This window comes from Pannus brasiliensis CCIBt3594 (assembly GCF_036688125.1).
Classification (GTDB): Bacteria; Cyanobacteriota; Cyanobacteriia; order Cyanobacteriales; family Microcystaceae; genus Pannus; species Pannus brasiliensis.
On the sequence record NZ_JBAFSM010000047.1, the window covers coordinates 1 to 13,755 of the forward strand.

Annotated in this window: 14 protein-coding genes; 9 read left to right on the plus strand and 5 right to left on the minus strand. The window is 53.3% G+C overall.

Annotation, left to right across the window (positions count from 1 at the left end; all coding sequences use genetic code 11):
* The first annotated feature begins 78 nt into the window (after window positions 1–78).
* From V0288_RS19600 to V0288_RS19615, 4 genes are all read left to right on the plus strand, one after another.
* Window positions 79–1,080, plus strand: a complete 1,002-nt coding sequence (locus V0288_RS19600; protein WP_332866854.1) for a hypothetical protein — start codon at window positions 79–81, stop codon at window positions 1,078–1,080.
* A gap of 137 nt (window positions 1,081–1,217) precedes the next feature.
* Entirely contained in the window at window positions 1,218–1,991 is a 774-nt protein-coding gene (locus V0288_RS19605) for an ABC transporter ATP-binding protein (protein ID WP_332866855.1), read from the plus strand.
* A 159-nt stretch (window positions 1,992–2,150) separates the two neighbouring features.
* Window positions 2,151–3,596 carry an MlaD family protein gene (locus V0288_RS19610; RefSeq protein WP_332866856.1) on the plus strand — a complete coding sequence of 482 codons (1,446 nt, stop codon included), beginning with the start codon at window positions 2,151–2,153 and terminating at the stop codon, window positions 3,594–3,596.
* A 74-nt stretch (window positions 3,597–3,670) separates the two neighbouring features.
* Entirely contained in the window at window positions 3,671–4,684 is a 1,014-nt protein-coding gene (locus V0288_RS19615; RefSeq protein ID WP_332866857.1) for a WD40 repeat domain-containing protein, read from the plus strand.
* A 423-nt stretch (window positions 4,685–5,107) separates the two neighbouring features.
* Here V0288_RS19615 and V0288_RS19620 read toward each other — a convergent pair whose 3' ends face one another.
* The 4 genes from V0288_RS19620 to V0288_RS19635 all read right to left on the minus strand — a co-directional run bounded on the left by V0288_RS19620 (window position 5,108) and on the right by V0288_RS19635 (window position 8,411).
* Window positions 5,108–5,911 (minus strand): MlaE family lipid ABC transporter permease subunit, encoded by an 804-nt coding sequence (locus V0288_RS19620; protein ID WP_332866858.1) that lies wholly within the window; start codon window positions 5,909–5,911, stop codon window positions 5,108–5,110.
* A 208-nt stretch (window positions 5,912–6,119) separates the two neighbouring features.
* Entirely contained in the window at window positions 6,120–6,437 is a 318-nt protein-coding gene (locus V0288_RS19625) for a chaperone modulator CbpM (RefSeq protein ID WP_332866859.1), read from the minus strand.
* Window positions 6,434–7,453, minus strand: coding sequence for a DnaJ C-terminal domain-containing protein (locus V0288_RS19630; protein WP_332866860.1), 1,020 nt, complete (start codon window positions 7,451–7,453; stop codon window positions 6,434–6,436). The genes V0288_RS19625 and V0288_RS19630 overlap by 4 nt, the downstream gene beginning before the upstream one ends.
* 214 nt (window positions 7,454–7,667) lie before the next feature.
* Entirely contained in the window at window positions 7,668–8,411 is a 744-nt protein-coding gene (locus V0288_RS19635) for a hypothetical protein (protein WP_332866861.1), read from the minus strand.
* A 373-nt stretch (window positions 8,412–8,784) separates the two neighbouring features.
* On the opposite strand from V0288_RS19635, the gene V0288_RS19640 reads away from it, so the two are divergent.
* The 5 genes from V0288_RS19640 (at window position 8,785) to V0288_RS19660 (ending at window position 13,221) form a co-directional block, all read left to right on the plus strand.
* On the plus strand, window positions 8,785–9,474 hold the full coding sequence (locus V0288_RS19640; RefSeq protein WP_332866862.1) for a MarC family protein: 690 nt from the start codon (window positions 8,785–8,787) through the stop codon (window positions 9,472–9,474).
* 16 nt (window positions 9,475–9,490) lie between these two features.
* A complete protein-coding gene (gene hdhA, locus V0288_RS19645) occupies window positions 9,491–10,258 on the plus strand; it encodes a 7-alpha-hydroxysteroid dehydrogenase (RefSeq protein ID WP_332866863.1) in 768 nt (255 codons plus the stop codon).
* 68 nt (window positions 10,259–10,326) lie between these two features.
* The gene (locus V0288_RS19650) at window positions 10,327–11,193 is read left to right on the plus strand and encodes a transporter substrate-binding domain-containing protein (protein WP_332866864.1); all 867 of its coding nucleotides are present in this window, start codon (window positions 10,327–10,329) and stop codon (window positions 11,191–11,193) included.
* Between the two features lie 9 nt (window positions 11,194–11,202).
* Window positions 11,203–11,502: a type 2 periplasmic-binding domain-containing protein gene (locus tag V0288_RS19655; RefSeq protein WP_332866865.1), complete on the plus strand. Its 300-nt coding sequence runs from the start codon at window positions 11,203–11,205 to the stop codon at window positions 11,500–11,502.
* 153 nt (window positions 11,503–11,655) lie between these two features.
* Window positions 11,656–13,221, plus strand: coding sequence for a heavy metal translocating P-type ATPase (locus V0288_RS19660; protein WP_332866866.1), 1,566 nt, complete (start codon window positions 11,656–11,658; stop codon window positions 13,219–13,221).
* On the opposite strand, the gene V0288_RS19665 is transcribed toward V0288_RS19660, so the two are convergent.
* Entirely contained in the window at window positions 13,171–13,695 is a 525-nt protein-coding gene (locus tag V0288_RS19665; protein ID WP_332866867.1) for an HMA2 domain-containing protein, read from the minus strand. The genes V0288_RS19660 and V0288_RS19665 overlap by 51 nt on opposite strands.
* Window positions 13,696–13,755: the final 60 nt, after the last annotated feature.

Consider the following 13,755-nt stretch of genomic DNA (forward strand, 5'->3'; position numbering starts at 1 on the left):
CCCGAACTTGCCTTAACCGGCACGGGGTCTTGCTATTCATGCAGGAGGTCTAATAGTCAAAACTAGGAGAATAAAATTATGACTGGCCTGCAAAATACACTAGGTGAAGATGATAAAAAAGCGAATTCAAAAGACAAATGGGATATTATAAAATTGATCGCACCATTAGTTGGTTCAGCTATTACAGGAGGTTTGGGAGCTTATTTAGGGGTTTATAATACACTAAACGACTATTATTTTAAGCAACGAGAAGCGATAACGAGAACAGTTGAAGTGGCAGAAAAATTCATGCCTTATTTAATCGGTAATGTGGATGGAGCCGTTATACCGGAAAAAAATAGGGAGGATGCTAAAAAGACTACCATTATAATGATCGCTTCTTTAGGCGAAAATAATTTGGCGATTAACCTCGCACGACTTTATCCTACTATGGAATCAATCCAGTATCTCAAAACAATTATTTTACAAGGAGTCGCTAAACTTTCTTCCTTAGATACTATATCTAAAGATAAAACGTCCATTGAAAATGAAATCCTAGAAGCAATAGATGCTACCGGAGAGATCGCTAAAATTTTAATAAGTCCAAACCCTTCTGACGATCATGGTATTCCTAATATTCTACAAAAGACACACGATCGAATCGAGAAAATACTTTGTCCAAGGCAACAAGCAAATTCAGAAAATTCTTGTTCAAATTCAAACTTTGAAAGTATAGACAAAAAAATCAGAGAGGTTCAACAGGAAATAGACAAGATAAAGCCTGAATTTAACAAGAATGCAAAATTGGCTATTGTAATTAGTAGTGATACAAGTTTAGAGGCCGCACAATTTGAACAACGACGAGCGGAAAGCCTACAAAAACAACAAGCGGACAATCAATTTAAAGGAGATATTGTCATATACAAACGCAAGGAATGGTACGCTACCATTGTCAAGAATGTAGACCAAAATCAACAAACCCTAGAAAATGCCTTAAATTTTTGGCGAGATAATTTTAGATCTAGCTCATTCATGGTTGATTTCAAGGATTGGTGTCCGATCCCACAGAATAATGCCAAGGGATTCTCGGAATGTAAATAAAATCTCGCGGGAAGTTCGATCGCTCGATCGAACCCCGATCGCCGATCGCCGGCCCTCTCGAACCCCTCCCGTCAACCGATCGAGAAAATATGCCCTACAATTTGTAAGGAAAACTCGCGGTGAATTTCCAGTAGGTGATGAGCGAACCGATTATCGAATTCCGGGGGGTGACGAAAGCTTTCGGCTCGAAAGTGATCTTGGATAACGTGAATCTCCAGGTCTACGAGGGAGAGGCGATCGGCGTGATCGGCCCCTCCGGTACGGGAAAATCGACCATTTTACGCCTCGTTTCCGGATTACTCGCCCCGGATAGCGGGGAAGTTTACATTTACGGCAACAAGCGCGAGGGAACTGTCGAACAGGGAGAAGATCCGCTCGGGGTCGGTCTGGTATTCCAACAGTCGGCCCTATTCGACTCGCTAACGGTGGGGGAAAACGTCGGTTTCGCGCTCTATCGCAACTCCACACTCAAACCCGATCGAATTCGCGAGTTAGTCGAGGAAAAATTAGATCTCGTGGGTTTGCCGGGTTCCTACGATTTATATCCGGCGGAAATCTCGGGAGGGATGCGAAAACGGGTCAGTTTAGCCCGAGCTATCATTAACGATCCCTCGATCGACAATAATCAAGCCAATATTCTCCTGTACGACGAACCGACCGCGGGACTCGATCCGGTCGCGTCCACCCGCATCCAGACGGTGATCCGGGAATTGCTCACGGTACAGAAAGCCTGTAGTTGCTATCTAATCGTCACCCACGTCCACAGCACGATCGAGCGAACCACCGATCGCATCGTTTTTCTCTATCAGGGAAAATTTCAATGGGTAGGCCCGACGCGCGAGGCCTACACTTCGGAAATCCCCGTCATCAAACAGTTTTTCACCGGAAGCATCGAGGGGCCGATCCAGTAGGATTTGGAAGGTAAGGGAGGAACCGGAGGTGATCGAAAGATAATATACTTACCTATCATTTTTCGATTTCTTTCTTCCCCATCTCCCTACCACCCAATCTCTCAATCTCCCAATCTCCCAATCTTCCGTTTCCCTTCATTTCAGTGAGGAGTATCGTTCATGCAAGCTCGCGGTTCACGACAGAGGATTTCCCCGACGCTCCTGCAAAGCGGGATCGGTTTACTACTGCTCGCCTCCGGGGGAATCCTGATCTGGTTGATCTCGTGGTTGAGTCATTTTAGCTTCGGGGGACGGAGTTATCGGGCTACCATTCTTTTTCCCAATGTTGGCGGAATGTTGGTCGGAACCAGAGTCGGCTATCGCGGGGTTCGGGTGGGGCAAGTGATAGCCATTACCCCGGAACCGGAGGGAGTGGCGGTAGAAGTGGAAATTTCGCCCGCCGATCGCGTGATTCCCAGTAATTCGCTGATCGAGGCGATTCAATCCGGTCTCGTGGGCGAAACGACGATCGATATCACTCCCTTACAGGGTTTACCGGTCGGGGGCGTACAGAACTTACCTCTGAGTCCGAACTGTGATTCCGCGGTCATTATCTGTAACGGTTCCCGTCTCCAAGGGCAATCCTCGCTCAATGTCAATAGCCTGATCCGATCGCTGTTGAGAATCGCCAATATCGTCAGCGATCCGGATATGGTCGCTTCGTTCCGTTCCTTTACCCAACGGGCCTCTACGGCGCTCGGTAGTTTCGATCGATTTAGCGGCGAGGCGACGGGGGTGTTAAGCGAGGCGAGAAGGAGCGGGACGATCGGAAAGCTCAATACCGGCATGAGATCCCTGAGTTCTCTCGATAAATCCCTCGGTTCCCTGAATTCCCTCGATTCTCTAGAACGAGTCTCCGGATCGCTCGATCGATTATCGAACGATCTCTCCGGGGTGGGTGGGTTGAGTCAGGATGCCCGCGCGCTGATCCGAGATCTCAAGGGTACCGGGGGATTGCGGAATCTCGACTCGACCCTCGTGGAAGCGAGAAGAACTTTATTGATGGTCGGACAAACGACCGAGGAATTGCGCGGGTTTCTCTCCGCCAATCAGAACCGTCTCGTGGCGACTCTCGATAGTATCAAAACCACCAGCGATCGCCTACAGACCACCCTCAACGCCCTCGATCCGATCCTCACGGACGTGCAAAAAAGCCAGATTATAGAGAATTTAAACACCATTTCCGCCAGTGCCGTTACTTTAACCAAAAATTTAGAAAATTTCAGCACTTATCTCGGCGATCCCGCGACGGTCGTTCAACTTCAACAATTACTCGACTCCTCGCGGGCGGCCTTTTCCAATCTCCAGAAACTCACCTCCGACGTGGACGAGATTACCGGCGATCCCAAACTCCGGCAGGAAATCATCCGACTCATTCAAGGTTTGAGCCGCCTCGTCTCCTCGACCGAACAATTCCAAAACGAATTCGCCCAAAGTCAGGCGATGGCGAAAATGGCGGTACAGATCGCCACGATCGCCCCGAAAACCGCGTCTTCCGAGGGTAAAGAAACCGGCGATCGGGAGCCGGCGGGAGATAAAAAGAACCCATCGCCTGTAAATCGGTAAACTGTTGAATTACGGTTTAAATCCTTGAAAAGCGAGTTTTAGAATTTTCATCATCCATCGATCGATAGATTTTTATGAAAACCGGTATTTCGCGGATGCTCTCGATCGCCGTTCTCCTGTTGCTATCGAGCGGTTGTAGTCCGAATCGGCAAAAAGTGAACGTTACGCCCGTCGCGTCTCCCTCTCCCGCGGGCGAACTCGTTCCCTGGAAGACGATCGAGCGTGTCGCCGTTATGCAGGGTCACGAAGACCCGATCTTTTCGCTGGCTATCAGTCCCGATCGAACCGTCCTCCTCGCCGGCAGTTTCGACGGAACAGTCCGGGAGTGGGATATAAAAACCGGGAAACCCCTTCGAGAATGGCAGTTAGCCAACAGCGCGAGCGCGATTCAATTCAGTCCCGACGGTAAAAGCTTCGTGACCGGGGACGGAGGGGGAAACGTGCGACGGTGGAACGCGAACACGGGAAAATTAGAAGCGGCTTACGTGGGACATCCCTTTATCGTGACCGATGTGGCGATCTCTCCCGATGGCAAAATCCTCGCCACCGGTAGCTGGGATCGTACTGTTAAACTCTGGAATCTAGCCACCGGGCAACTATTGCGAACTATAGCCGGTCACGCTCAACCGATCCAGTCGATCGCCTTCAGTCCGGACGGCAAGAGAATCGTGAGCGCGGACTACGATGGATTCGTGAAATTGTGGGACGTGAACACGGGAAAATTCCTTCGAGCTTACGCGGGTAATTCTTTCCCCGTCCATCGCGTTCTTTTTTCTAGCGATGGTCAAAAAATCGCCACCGCGAGTCAGGATGGAACGATCCGATCGTGGGACGTGAAAAGCGGTCTCGGCACCGCGACCATCCAAGCTCACTCGGAAGCCGTCACCGATATCGCCTCGATCGATGCCGGAAAAGTTCTGGTTAGCACTTCCGGGGACGGAACCGTGAAATTCTGGGATATCGCCACCCGACGACAATTGAACACTTTAAAGGGAAACGTGATCTTAAAAATGGCCTCCAGTAATGACGGTAGTTGGTTGGCGACGGGCGATCGGGACGGCACGATCGAACTGTTGAAAGGGATATAGCGATCGGAGGAGTCAGGAGTCAGGAGTCAGGAGGCAGGAGGCAGGAGGGAAATAGAGGTGCTTCGGCCTTTATTGGTGTCAACTTACGCTATATAACCTCGGTTCGGGATAAACCACGATCGAGAAGCCTATAGTGCGGGTCATGCCGAAATCCTGTTAACTCGAACTAATGTCGCGCGTGGCCTTGTGCAGGGGGTCCGGGGGAGGCACCCCTCCCCCGGTGGGGGGTTCGGGGGGCTAGTCCCCCGAATAAGACTCTGCTTCTCACCAGAAAATGGTCAAATTCTTAACCAGAACGAACGTTTAATCGTAAAAACCAGAAAAAAATCATACTTTACATCGTGTATCGGCTCTTGATGGGATTTCGTGATATTTTATTCTTCCTCCTGCCTCCTGCCTCCTGCCTCCTGCCTCCTACAATTCCTAACCCGATAAAATGGACGCGTTGCCCGAGCCTTGGAACATGATCCAGGTTAGGAGGAAATTGGCCACGAAAATCGCTAACAGCATCGTGACGACCGCCGCCGTTGTCGATTGACCGACTCCCCGCGCGCCGCCATCGGTAGTTAACCCCCAATTACAGCCAATAATCGCGATTAAACCGCCGAAAACGAATCCTTTAACCGGCCCGCTCAACACGTCGCCCACGCGTAGAAACGTCCGGATCGAATCAAGAAATACCGAGGGCGATATATTGTACAGTACGTCCGCGACCAGCATACCGCCCGTTAAACCGATCGCCAGCGCCAGGATACTTAACGCGGGAACCATGATACAACAGGCGATCGCGCGGGGCAGGACGAGATATTCCACCGGATCGGTTTTGAGCATATACAGCGCGTCGATCTGTTCGGTGACTTTCATCGTACCGATCTCGGCGGCAAAAGCGGAACCGACACGACCGGCGACCACGACCGCCATCATGATCGGGCAGAGTTCGCGACCGAGAGCGAGCGCGAGAATTCCCCCCACCAGACTCCCGGCCCCGAGTGCCTGAAACTCCCGCGCCACCTGGATAGTGAAGATCATACCGATCACCGCGGCCGTGATCGTGGCGATAATCAGCGAGGCGGGTCCGGCGGCGACCATCTGTTCGCTCGTGACGCGCCAATCGGGTTTTCGCGTGAACAGGCAAAAAATGACCCGTCCGGTGAGTAGGAGGGCTAACCAAGCGCGCCGCGACCAAGAGCTTAATTCCGCGCTGAAAATTCCGAATACGTTATTCATCCCGATCGGCCAGTGACTTTCGTAGGTTTAGTCTAGATTTTACTGGCGATCGATACGCTAGACCCGAGTGCGGGATTCAAAATCTCTCGCGAGCCGGTAGGAGCCGAGAAAAATCCGTATATTTAGTAGCGAAATATACAGATTATTTAATTGAAATATGTTAATTACCGAACGAACCACGAAAGCGCGGCGCGTCGGGTTCCTCGCCCTATTCCCGGTGGGACTCGTAGGCGCGTAGGCGGGCTTTCAAGCGAACGATTTCCTGCGATAGATCGAGTACCATGCTCGATCCCACCCAATTCAGTCCTAGATCGCGTCGGAGTCTCGACATTCGCGCGATACGGGCCACATCCCGCTCTCTCAATTTCGCGTCTTCGGCCTCGATCAGATTCAGGGAGACGAAGCGTTCGATCAGCGTCACGGAAACCGAGGTCATGTGGGCGACCTGTTCGTAAGTGTAACGGTATTCCTCGACGATGGTTTCCGACAGTTCGATCGCTAGGGATTCGGGATCGGGGGTATTCATAGGGTAATTCTCTCCAGATCGGCGTGGGGATTAAAAGTTCGGTTCGCCCGGATCGTCTCGTAAGCCTCGCGCTCGGCGGTAGTGAGTTCTTGGCTCTTCGGCGTGACGATCTCGATCTTAACCAGTAAATCGGTTCGCTCGCCCTTCGGTAATTTCCAACCTTTCCCGCGTAATCGTAGGGTTCGCCCAGAATCGATGCCGGCGGGGACTTTCAATTTTACCGGGCCGTCCGGGGTAGGCACGTTAATCTCGGTTCCCAATACCGCCTCGTCGGGCGCGAGTTTAATCCCGGCGGTCAGATTTAAATCCTCGTCGAAACTGAAAAAAGGATGCGGCGCGATATCGATATTCAAGTACAGATCGCCGCGTTTGCCGGTCATCGGGTTCGATCGACCCTTGCCTTTAATCCGAATCCGGCTCCCCGGTTTAGCGCCCGCCGGAATCCGCACCTTAAACGGTTCCTCGCCCTCTAATTGTAGTTCCTTCATCGTTCCCTCGAAGGCTTCGGCCATCGTCAGCACGAAAGCGGCTTCCGTATCGGGTTGGGGATGGTACTCGCGGTAACTCGATCGATAGCCGTCGAAATCGCTCTCCACGTCGGGTTCACCGGTCGCGGTCGTGTAGCGATACGTCCGCCGGCCCGTTCGATCGCCCTGACCGTACCGATGTAACAATTCATCGATAAAGTCCTGGAAGCCGCCGTAGCCGCCGAACTCGCTCTCGTCAAAACCCGCTCCCGCCCCCGCGCCGGGATACCCCGCCGGTTCGCGCCCTTCCTGTACCTGTCGCCAATACTGACCGTAGCGATCGTATTTGCGGCGGTTTTCTTCATCGGAGAGAACCTCGTGGGCCTCGTTGAGTTCCTTGAATTTTTCCTCCGCCGTCGGATCGTCCGGGTTCAAATCGGGATGGAGTTGGCGGGCTAGTTTCCGGTAAGCCTTTTTAATATCGTCCTGGGAGGCGTTTTTATCCACTCCCAAGACCGCGTAGTAATCTGTAAACCCTCGATCGCTCATTAGATGTCTTACGGAATTCAAAAATTGTCGTGTGGTTAGGGAGTCAGGAGTCAGGAGGAATAATAAAGAATACTATAGCGAAAAATTTTAAAAAACAGCTATTTATCCTGTATAATTCCAGCTTTTGAAGTTTTTAGACTCTCGAAAACGGATCGCGCGAGAGTTCTATTCTTATCCCGTCCCGTTACATCGTGATAGAGACCCCCCACTCTCACTATACGCGATCGGAGTGGACTCGCTTGAATTGGCCGATGCCGGCGCGTTCGGCACTTTTTAGGGGAATTTGCCAGGCGTTTACCAGGGTCGCGGCGCGCTCGTCCCCCCCCGCTAACGGGCTTAGGGTCTCGATCGCCTCCCGTTGTCGCTGTTGTAGCGATCGACCGATCGCGGCGCACTCGTCCGCCTCCAGCGTGAACAGATCGAGATTGTCCGGGGTCAGATCTCCCAGTACCTCACAGTCGGGAAACGTCGCGAGCGCGGCCGCGGATTGTAGAACCAGATCTCGCGAACCGAGATCGCTCGATCGGGTGGCGGATTGACCGTTCTCGTCGCTTTGAATCCCGTAATAGGGACCCGTAAAAGTATAGAGGACATTCCACGCCCAAACCTCTCCCTCGGGAAGCGCGAAACCGTTGTCGAAATCCGCCCGGCCCGGTTGTTCGTGATGGATATAAGTATCGGGATCGAGAGTCCGGATCTGTTGATAGCCCCAGAGTTCGATGTCCCCGTGACGCGAGGGCAGATCGTGGGGAATCCGGCTCCGAATTAACTTATCGGTTTCGGCACACAATAACCGGACGCGCTCGCGTAAATAATCGGTTTCTTCCTCGGTTAAGCCTCGATCGAGTTCTTTTTGCAGGTTATCGATCACGGTAGCGGTCGCGTTTCCCTCTTGCCAGACCTGTCCGACCGCGTGTTCGATGAAATGAAATCGCAAACGTTCAAAAGAATACTGCATAAACCTGTTTCGATAACCTCGCGATGTTAGATTACCTCGAAAAAGTGACAAACTCGGAACGAAAGGGGAGAGAAAGGGGGATCGATCGCGAACCGAACCGTAGCGACGGAGAAAATCCTCCATCGCCTCCGTCAGACCCTTTACGATTATCTCGAAAAAGTAACAGCATCGGGGCGATCGGATTTTCACGAGTCTCGGATCGCTACCGTCGATCGAGGGGAAAATTCGACGGTGATTTTCTCGATCGTCACCGGTTTTGCACTTTCGCCGGGTACGATCGCCCGTGGGATGAAAAGCCTCGATCAAGAGTCTAGCGGGGAATCGATCGGGTGTTCCCGACTGTATAATTTACTTTTCTAAAATTATTATCGCGATGGATTCATCGATTATTTTCACGTTCACCGCTAGTCTCTTCGCCCTACTCAATCCATTAGGGATTCTGCCGATTTTTATCAGTTACACCGCCAAGGAAAAGCGATCGGTCCAGCGATGGTTAGCATTATTCCTCACCCTGACGGTTTGGGGATTACTCGTCATTTTTCTCTTCACCGGGGCGAGTCTGCTGAAATTTTTCGGTATCAGTCTGGATTCCTTTCGCATCGCGGGGGGAATTCTCCTGTTAATCATCGGTCTGGGGCTAGTGAACGGCACTTCCGGAAAAGCGAATCAAGAGGTCGTCTCGGCCGACACGAACAGCGCGTTCCAACAGGCGGAATCGATCTATCGAAAGATCGTCATCCCCCTGGCGATGCCTTTATTGGTGGGGCCGGGAGTGATCGCCAATATCGTCCTTTACGCGAGCGAGGCGGATAAAAATGGCGGATTCGGCTACGAATTGGGATTGCTCGTCGGGATTACCGTTGTCGCCTGTATACAGTTGGCGATTTTCCTATCCGGTCGGGCTTTACAGCGGATTCTCGGCAATGTGGGACTCAGTATCGTTACCCGGATCATGGGACTGCTGATCGCGTCGATCGGCGTTCAGTTTATCACCACCGGATTATCGAATCTCATCGTCAACGACCTCTTGCCGAGAATCGATAAATCGTTACTAACCCGTTAGAAGAGGAAAAAAATTTATGTCCGTGTTGAACGCGTTCACGCTCGAAGGTCAGGTCGCGATCGTTACCGGCGCGGGCGCGGGCATCGGTCGGGCGATCGCCGAACTGTTCGCGAGGGCCGGGGCGGCGATCGTAGTCAGCGATCTCGACATTGAAACAGCCCGGACGGTAAGCGAGGAAATTATCGCGGGAGGGGGAAAAGCGATCGCCGTCGCCTGCGATGTCACCGATAATGTCGCGCTCGAAAATCTAGTCGGACAGGCGATCGCCGCTTTCGGCCAGATCACCCTTCTCGTCAATAACGCCGGGGGCGGCGGCCCGAAACCCTTCGATATGCCGATGGAGACGTTTATCCGGGCCTACCAACTGAACGTGTTCTCGGCCTTTCACCTGTGTCAATTGTGCGCCCCCTATATGGAGGCGGCGGGAGGCGGGGCGATTTTAAATATTTCCTCGATGGCCGCCGAGAACAAGGCGCGGGATATGGCTTCCTACAGTTCCTCGAAAGCGGCGCTCAGTCATCTAACCCGCAATATCGCTTTCGATCTCGGGCCGAAACATATCCGGGTCAACGCCATCGCTCCCGGAGCGATTAAAACCCACGCCCTCGCCACCGTATTAACGCCGGAAATCGAGCGGGCGATGCTGAAACACACCCCCCTCGGACGATTGGGAGAACCGGAAGATATCGCGCGCGCCGCCTTATTTCTCAGTTCCCCCGCCGCGAGTTGGATTAGTGGACAGGTGTTAACCGTGAGCGGTGGTGGTGTTCAGGAATTGGATTAGATCTCTGACAAAAATCAAAACTTTTTCGTCTCGTGTCAGAGATCTATTCAAAAAATAAAAATTTTACGATGGTACTCTCTCCCCTTCGATCGATCGTCGGTTTCGGTATCGCCCTCCTGAGCTTTTCCCCGGTCCCGATACTGGCCCGAGCGGCGAACCCGTCCGCGCCGACAGGAGCGATCGCCCTCTCGGACGCGCCCGCGAAAGGAAAACCCCTGCGGGTTGGATTGTTAGGAGTGTCCCGCGCCGCCCCTAGCCCGTCGGGTACGAATCGGGAAAGCGATACCAAGATCGAGTGTTGGAAAGAACTGGCGCGGGCGATGGACTTAAAATACCGATCGATCGCCTACACCAACCCGACGGAGGCTTTCAAGGATTTAGGAGCGGGAAAACTCGATCTAATCGTGGGAAATGTCGGCATTACGGCCGATCGCATCGCTAAATTCGACTTCACCCAGCCGGTTTATCAGGAAAAACTGACCCTGCTCCTTCGGGGTTCTCCCCCGACTCTCTGGAGTGCCATCCGGCCTTTTTTGGGATGGGCGTTCCTTTCCTCGGTCGGGGGGATCGTTCTTTGCATCACCGTGGTGGGCCATCTGCTCTGGCTGGCCGAGCGCCATCAGAACCCGAAACAATTTCCTCCCGTTTATTTTAAAGGGGCGGGGGAAGGCATATGGTGCGCTCTCGTCACTTTAACGACCGTGGGATACGGCGATCGATATCCCCTCACCCCCTTGGGACGCTCGATTATCGGAACCTGGATGATTCTTTCCGTTGTAGTGATCACTTCGCTAACCGCCGGTATCGCCACGACTCTAGCGGTGGCTTTTTCCGCGCGACCGTTGGAACGGTTCGATCGCCCGAACGATCTCCAGGGAGCGCGGATCGCGACCGTGGGACGGGAATCGGCCTCGACGCAGTGGGCTACCTTTTAGGCCGCGCGGGTGAGCGAAACCGATACCCTACCCGACGCGATCGCCCTGTTAGAAAAGAATCAGGTCGATGGAGTCCTATACACTCGCGGGGACTTAGAATACTATCTCTACCAACACCCGCGAGTCTCCTATCAACTGGCGGACTTTGACATCGGCTCCGAATATATCGGCATCGCTCTACCGTTCGATAGTCCCCTCACGCGACGGTTGAACGAACAGATTCTCCAACCGCGATTTCAACTCCTCGTTCGAGAGATTGAAAGTAATTGGCGCCGGCTTCTCGATAAAACTTCCCGGAAAAAACCATAATTGAACGTCGGTTCGGATAGCGAAAATTTTTTCGGGGCTTCGGGAAAAGAATTCAAGTTTTCGCCCGCGGCCGGGTTTTGAAAAGTCCCGATGTTACCGTTCCGCCACTTTTAACGGGTACGATCGCCTTCGGGGGAGTCGATCGCTCCCGCGATGGTAAGCTATCTCAGTATCGATCGGGAAAGCGGTAAAGTGGTTCGCTCATCTTTAGCAGAAAATCAGGATAAATCGGTCGATTCAAGCTTGATAACCGTGGAATACCGGATTATTCACCGTCTACCCGGACGGTTACGGCTGTATATTTCCCGCCTGGGGTGGGACGAGGATTACCGTCGCCGACTGACCCCATCGCTCGCGCGAATCCCCGCGATCGAGGAATATCGCGTCAGTACCGCGGCCCGATCGCTAGTCGTCTCCTACGATCCGGAGAGTACCGACGAAACCGAAATACTAAGTCTTATAGAAAAGGCGATCGAGAGCGCCATGCGGGAAACCGTTCCTTTCTCCCTAGAAACCCCGCGGGAAACCGGTTTCAACCTAACCGCGACTTCCGCCGTTCTCGCGCTCGCCCTTTTAGTCAATCCCCTAGAATTACCGGTATTTCTCGCGGGGGCGCTCGTTCTCGCTTCCTCCCTTCCCCTCTGGCAGAGAATCGGCGAATCGTTATCCCGACGGGGGGAGATCACCACCGATAGCCTCGATGGAGTCTGGTTACTCCTCCAACTCCTCCAGGGAAATCCCCTCGCCGGCGCGTTGGCTCTCAATCTGACGGCGATCGGCGAGAATCTCCGACAGCAGAAGTTAGAACGACTGGAAGCGGAATTAGCCGTCCTTTTCGCCACGGAAGAAGGAACGATCCACTGGCAGGACGATCGATCGTCTCCCCTCGCCATTTCCGACGGAATTAGCTGGAAAAAATCTTTAGAAACGACGGAATCCCTCACGAAAATCGATTCTCTCGCGCGATCGACCGTTTTACCCACGCTCGCCGTCAGCGGGGCGATCGGGGCCCTAACCGGCGATCCGGCCCTCGCGAGCGCGGTTTTACCCCTCGATATCGGTGTCACTTTGCGGGGAACCACTCCCCTGGCGATCGTTTCCGCTCTAGTCGCGGCCGCCCGGCGGGGAATCTATATCCGCGATGGCGAGACGTTGGAAAAATTAAGTCGCGTCGATACTCTCGTTTTGAATCTGGAAACCTATCGATCGCTGAATGGTTTCCCGTTCTTAGACCTAGAAATCCTGCTAATGATCGCCGACGGACAGGAAATTCCCGCGGATGTGAGGGAAAATCCCTCGGTTCGGGTGATCCCCGATCGAATCGCTTTAGATGAATTCCTCGATAGCGACCGGATCGTGGCCCGGTTGATCGAGAATGCCGGGGAATGGGAGAGCGATCGAATTGACGTGACGCTCGCGTTCGATAACGGCGAATCGGTTCCCACCGCTGACGTACTGATCCACCCGCGGGATTTTCGATCGCTCGAAAATACGTTTTCCCTCGCCCGTCATACACTCTCCACCGCGGGCGAGAGTCTGGCGATCGCCCTCGTTCCCAATCTTTTCGCCGTCGGTACGGGGGTACTGTTCGGCCTCGATCCCCTGCTCGCCGTTTCCCTTAATGGTGGCGCGGCGATCCTGGCCGAACTCCATAGCGCGCGATCGCCCTCACTCCGGAAGACAGGATTCGAGGAAATAACAGAGAAAGGACAGCAGTAAAAACGGGGTTCCTGGAACCAGGGGAAGGATTAAACCGGCCATCCCGACGGTCATGCTAAGGCTCGCCCCGGTTTTGAGGAGATTTTTGAGCGCGTCGGCGATCGAGCGGATCGCTTCCTCGATCGAACCGTCCGGGAAACTCTCGTTTTCTCCGTCCGCGAACGGGAAATCGGGGGGGGAAATCCACGAGTCGGCGCGCTCGATCGTGGCGAAAAGGGAATCGAGAACGAGGGAATCGTCGTGGTTGACGATCACCGACTCCGCGAACGGGTTGACGCGGACTTCGGTAACGGCAACCAGCGCGCGCAAGCAATGTTCGAGTTTGTTCGCGTAGTCCCGATCGCTGGCGAGACGGGGGACTCGAATCCGAACGCGGCCGATCGTGGCGTGAACGATCTCGTAGAGATTTTCTACCGTTTCGATCGTCGCGAGTTCCGCGGACGGGGAGGGGGCTAGAGCGAGTGTCGCGTTCATCGCAATGACTGGAGAAAGCATTTTATTTTTCTAGAAATAAATCTATGATGATGATTTTGT

Coding starts and splice junctions, on each gene's coding strand:
- V0288_RS19650 (WP_332866864.1), top strand. CDS start 10,327: ATGGTACTCTCTCCCCTTCGATCGATCGTCGGTTTCGGTATCGCCCTC.
- V0288_RS19665 (WP_332866867.1), bottom strand. CDS start 13,695: ATGAACGCGACACTCGCTCTAGCCCCCTCCCCGTCCGCGGAACTCGCG.
- V0288_RS19620 (WP_332866858.1), bottom strand. CDS start 5,911: ATGAATAACGTATTCGGAATTTTCAGCGCGGAATTAAGCTCTTGGTCG.
- V0288_RS19630 (WP_332866860.1), bottom strand. CDS start 7,453: ATGAGCGATCGAGGGTTTACAGATTACTACGCGGTCTTGGGAGTGGAT.
- hdhA (WP_332866863.1), top strand. CDS start 9,491: ATGTCCGTGTTGAACGCGTTCACGCTCGAAGGTCAGGTCGCGATCGTT.
- V0288_RS19625 (WP_332866859.1), bottom strand. CDS start 6,437: ATGAATACCCCCGATCCCGAATCCCTAGCGATCGAACTGTCGGAAACC.
- V0288_RS19640 (WP_332866862.1), top strand. CDS start 8,785: ATGGATTCATCGATTATTTTCACGTTCACCGCTAGTCTCTTCGCCCTA.
- V0288_RS19600 (WP_332866854.1), top strand. CDS start 79: ATGACTGGCCTGCAAAATACACTAGGTGAAGATGATAAAAAAGCGAAT.
- V0288_RS19635 (WP_332866861.1), bottom strand. CDS start 8,411: ATGCAGTATTCTTTTGAACGTTTGCGATTTCATTTCATCGAACACGCG.
- V0288_RS19610 (WP_332866856.1), top strand. CDS start 2,151: ATGCAAGCTCGCGGTTCACGACAGAGGATTTCCCCGACGCTCCTGCAA.
- V0288_RS19605 (WP_332866855.1), top strand. CDS start 1,218: ATGAGCGAACCGATTATCGAATTCCGGGGGGTGACGAAAGCTTTCGGC.
- V0288_RS19615 (WP_332866857.1), top strand. CDS start 3,671: ATGAAAACCGGTATTTCGCGGATGCTCTCGATCGCCGTTCTCCTGTTG.
- V0288_RS19660 (WP_332866866.1), top strand. CDS start 11,656: ATGGTAAGCTATCTCAGTATCGATCGGGAAAGCGGTAAAGTGGTTCGC.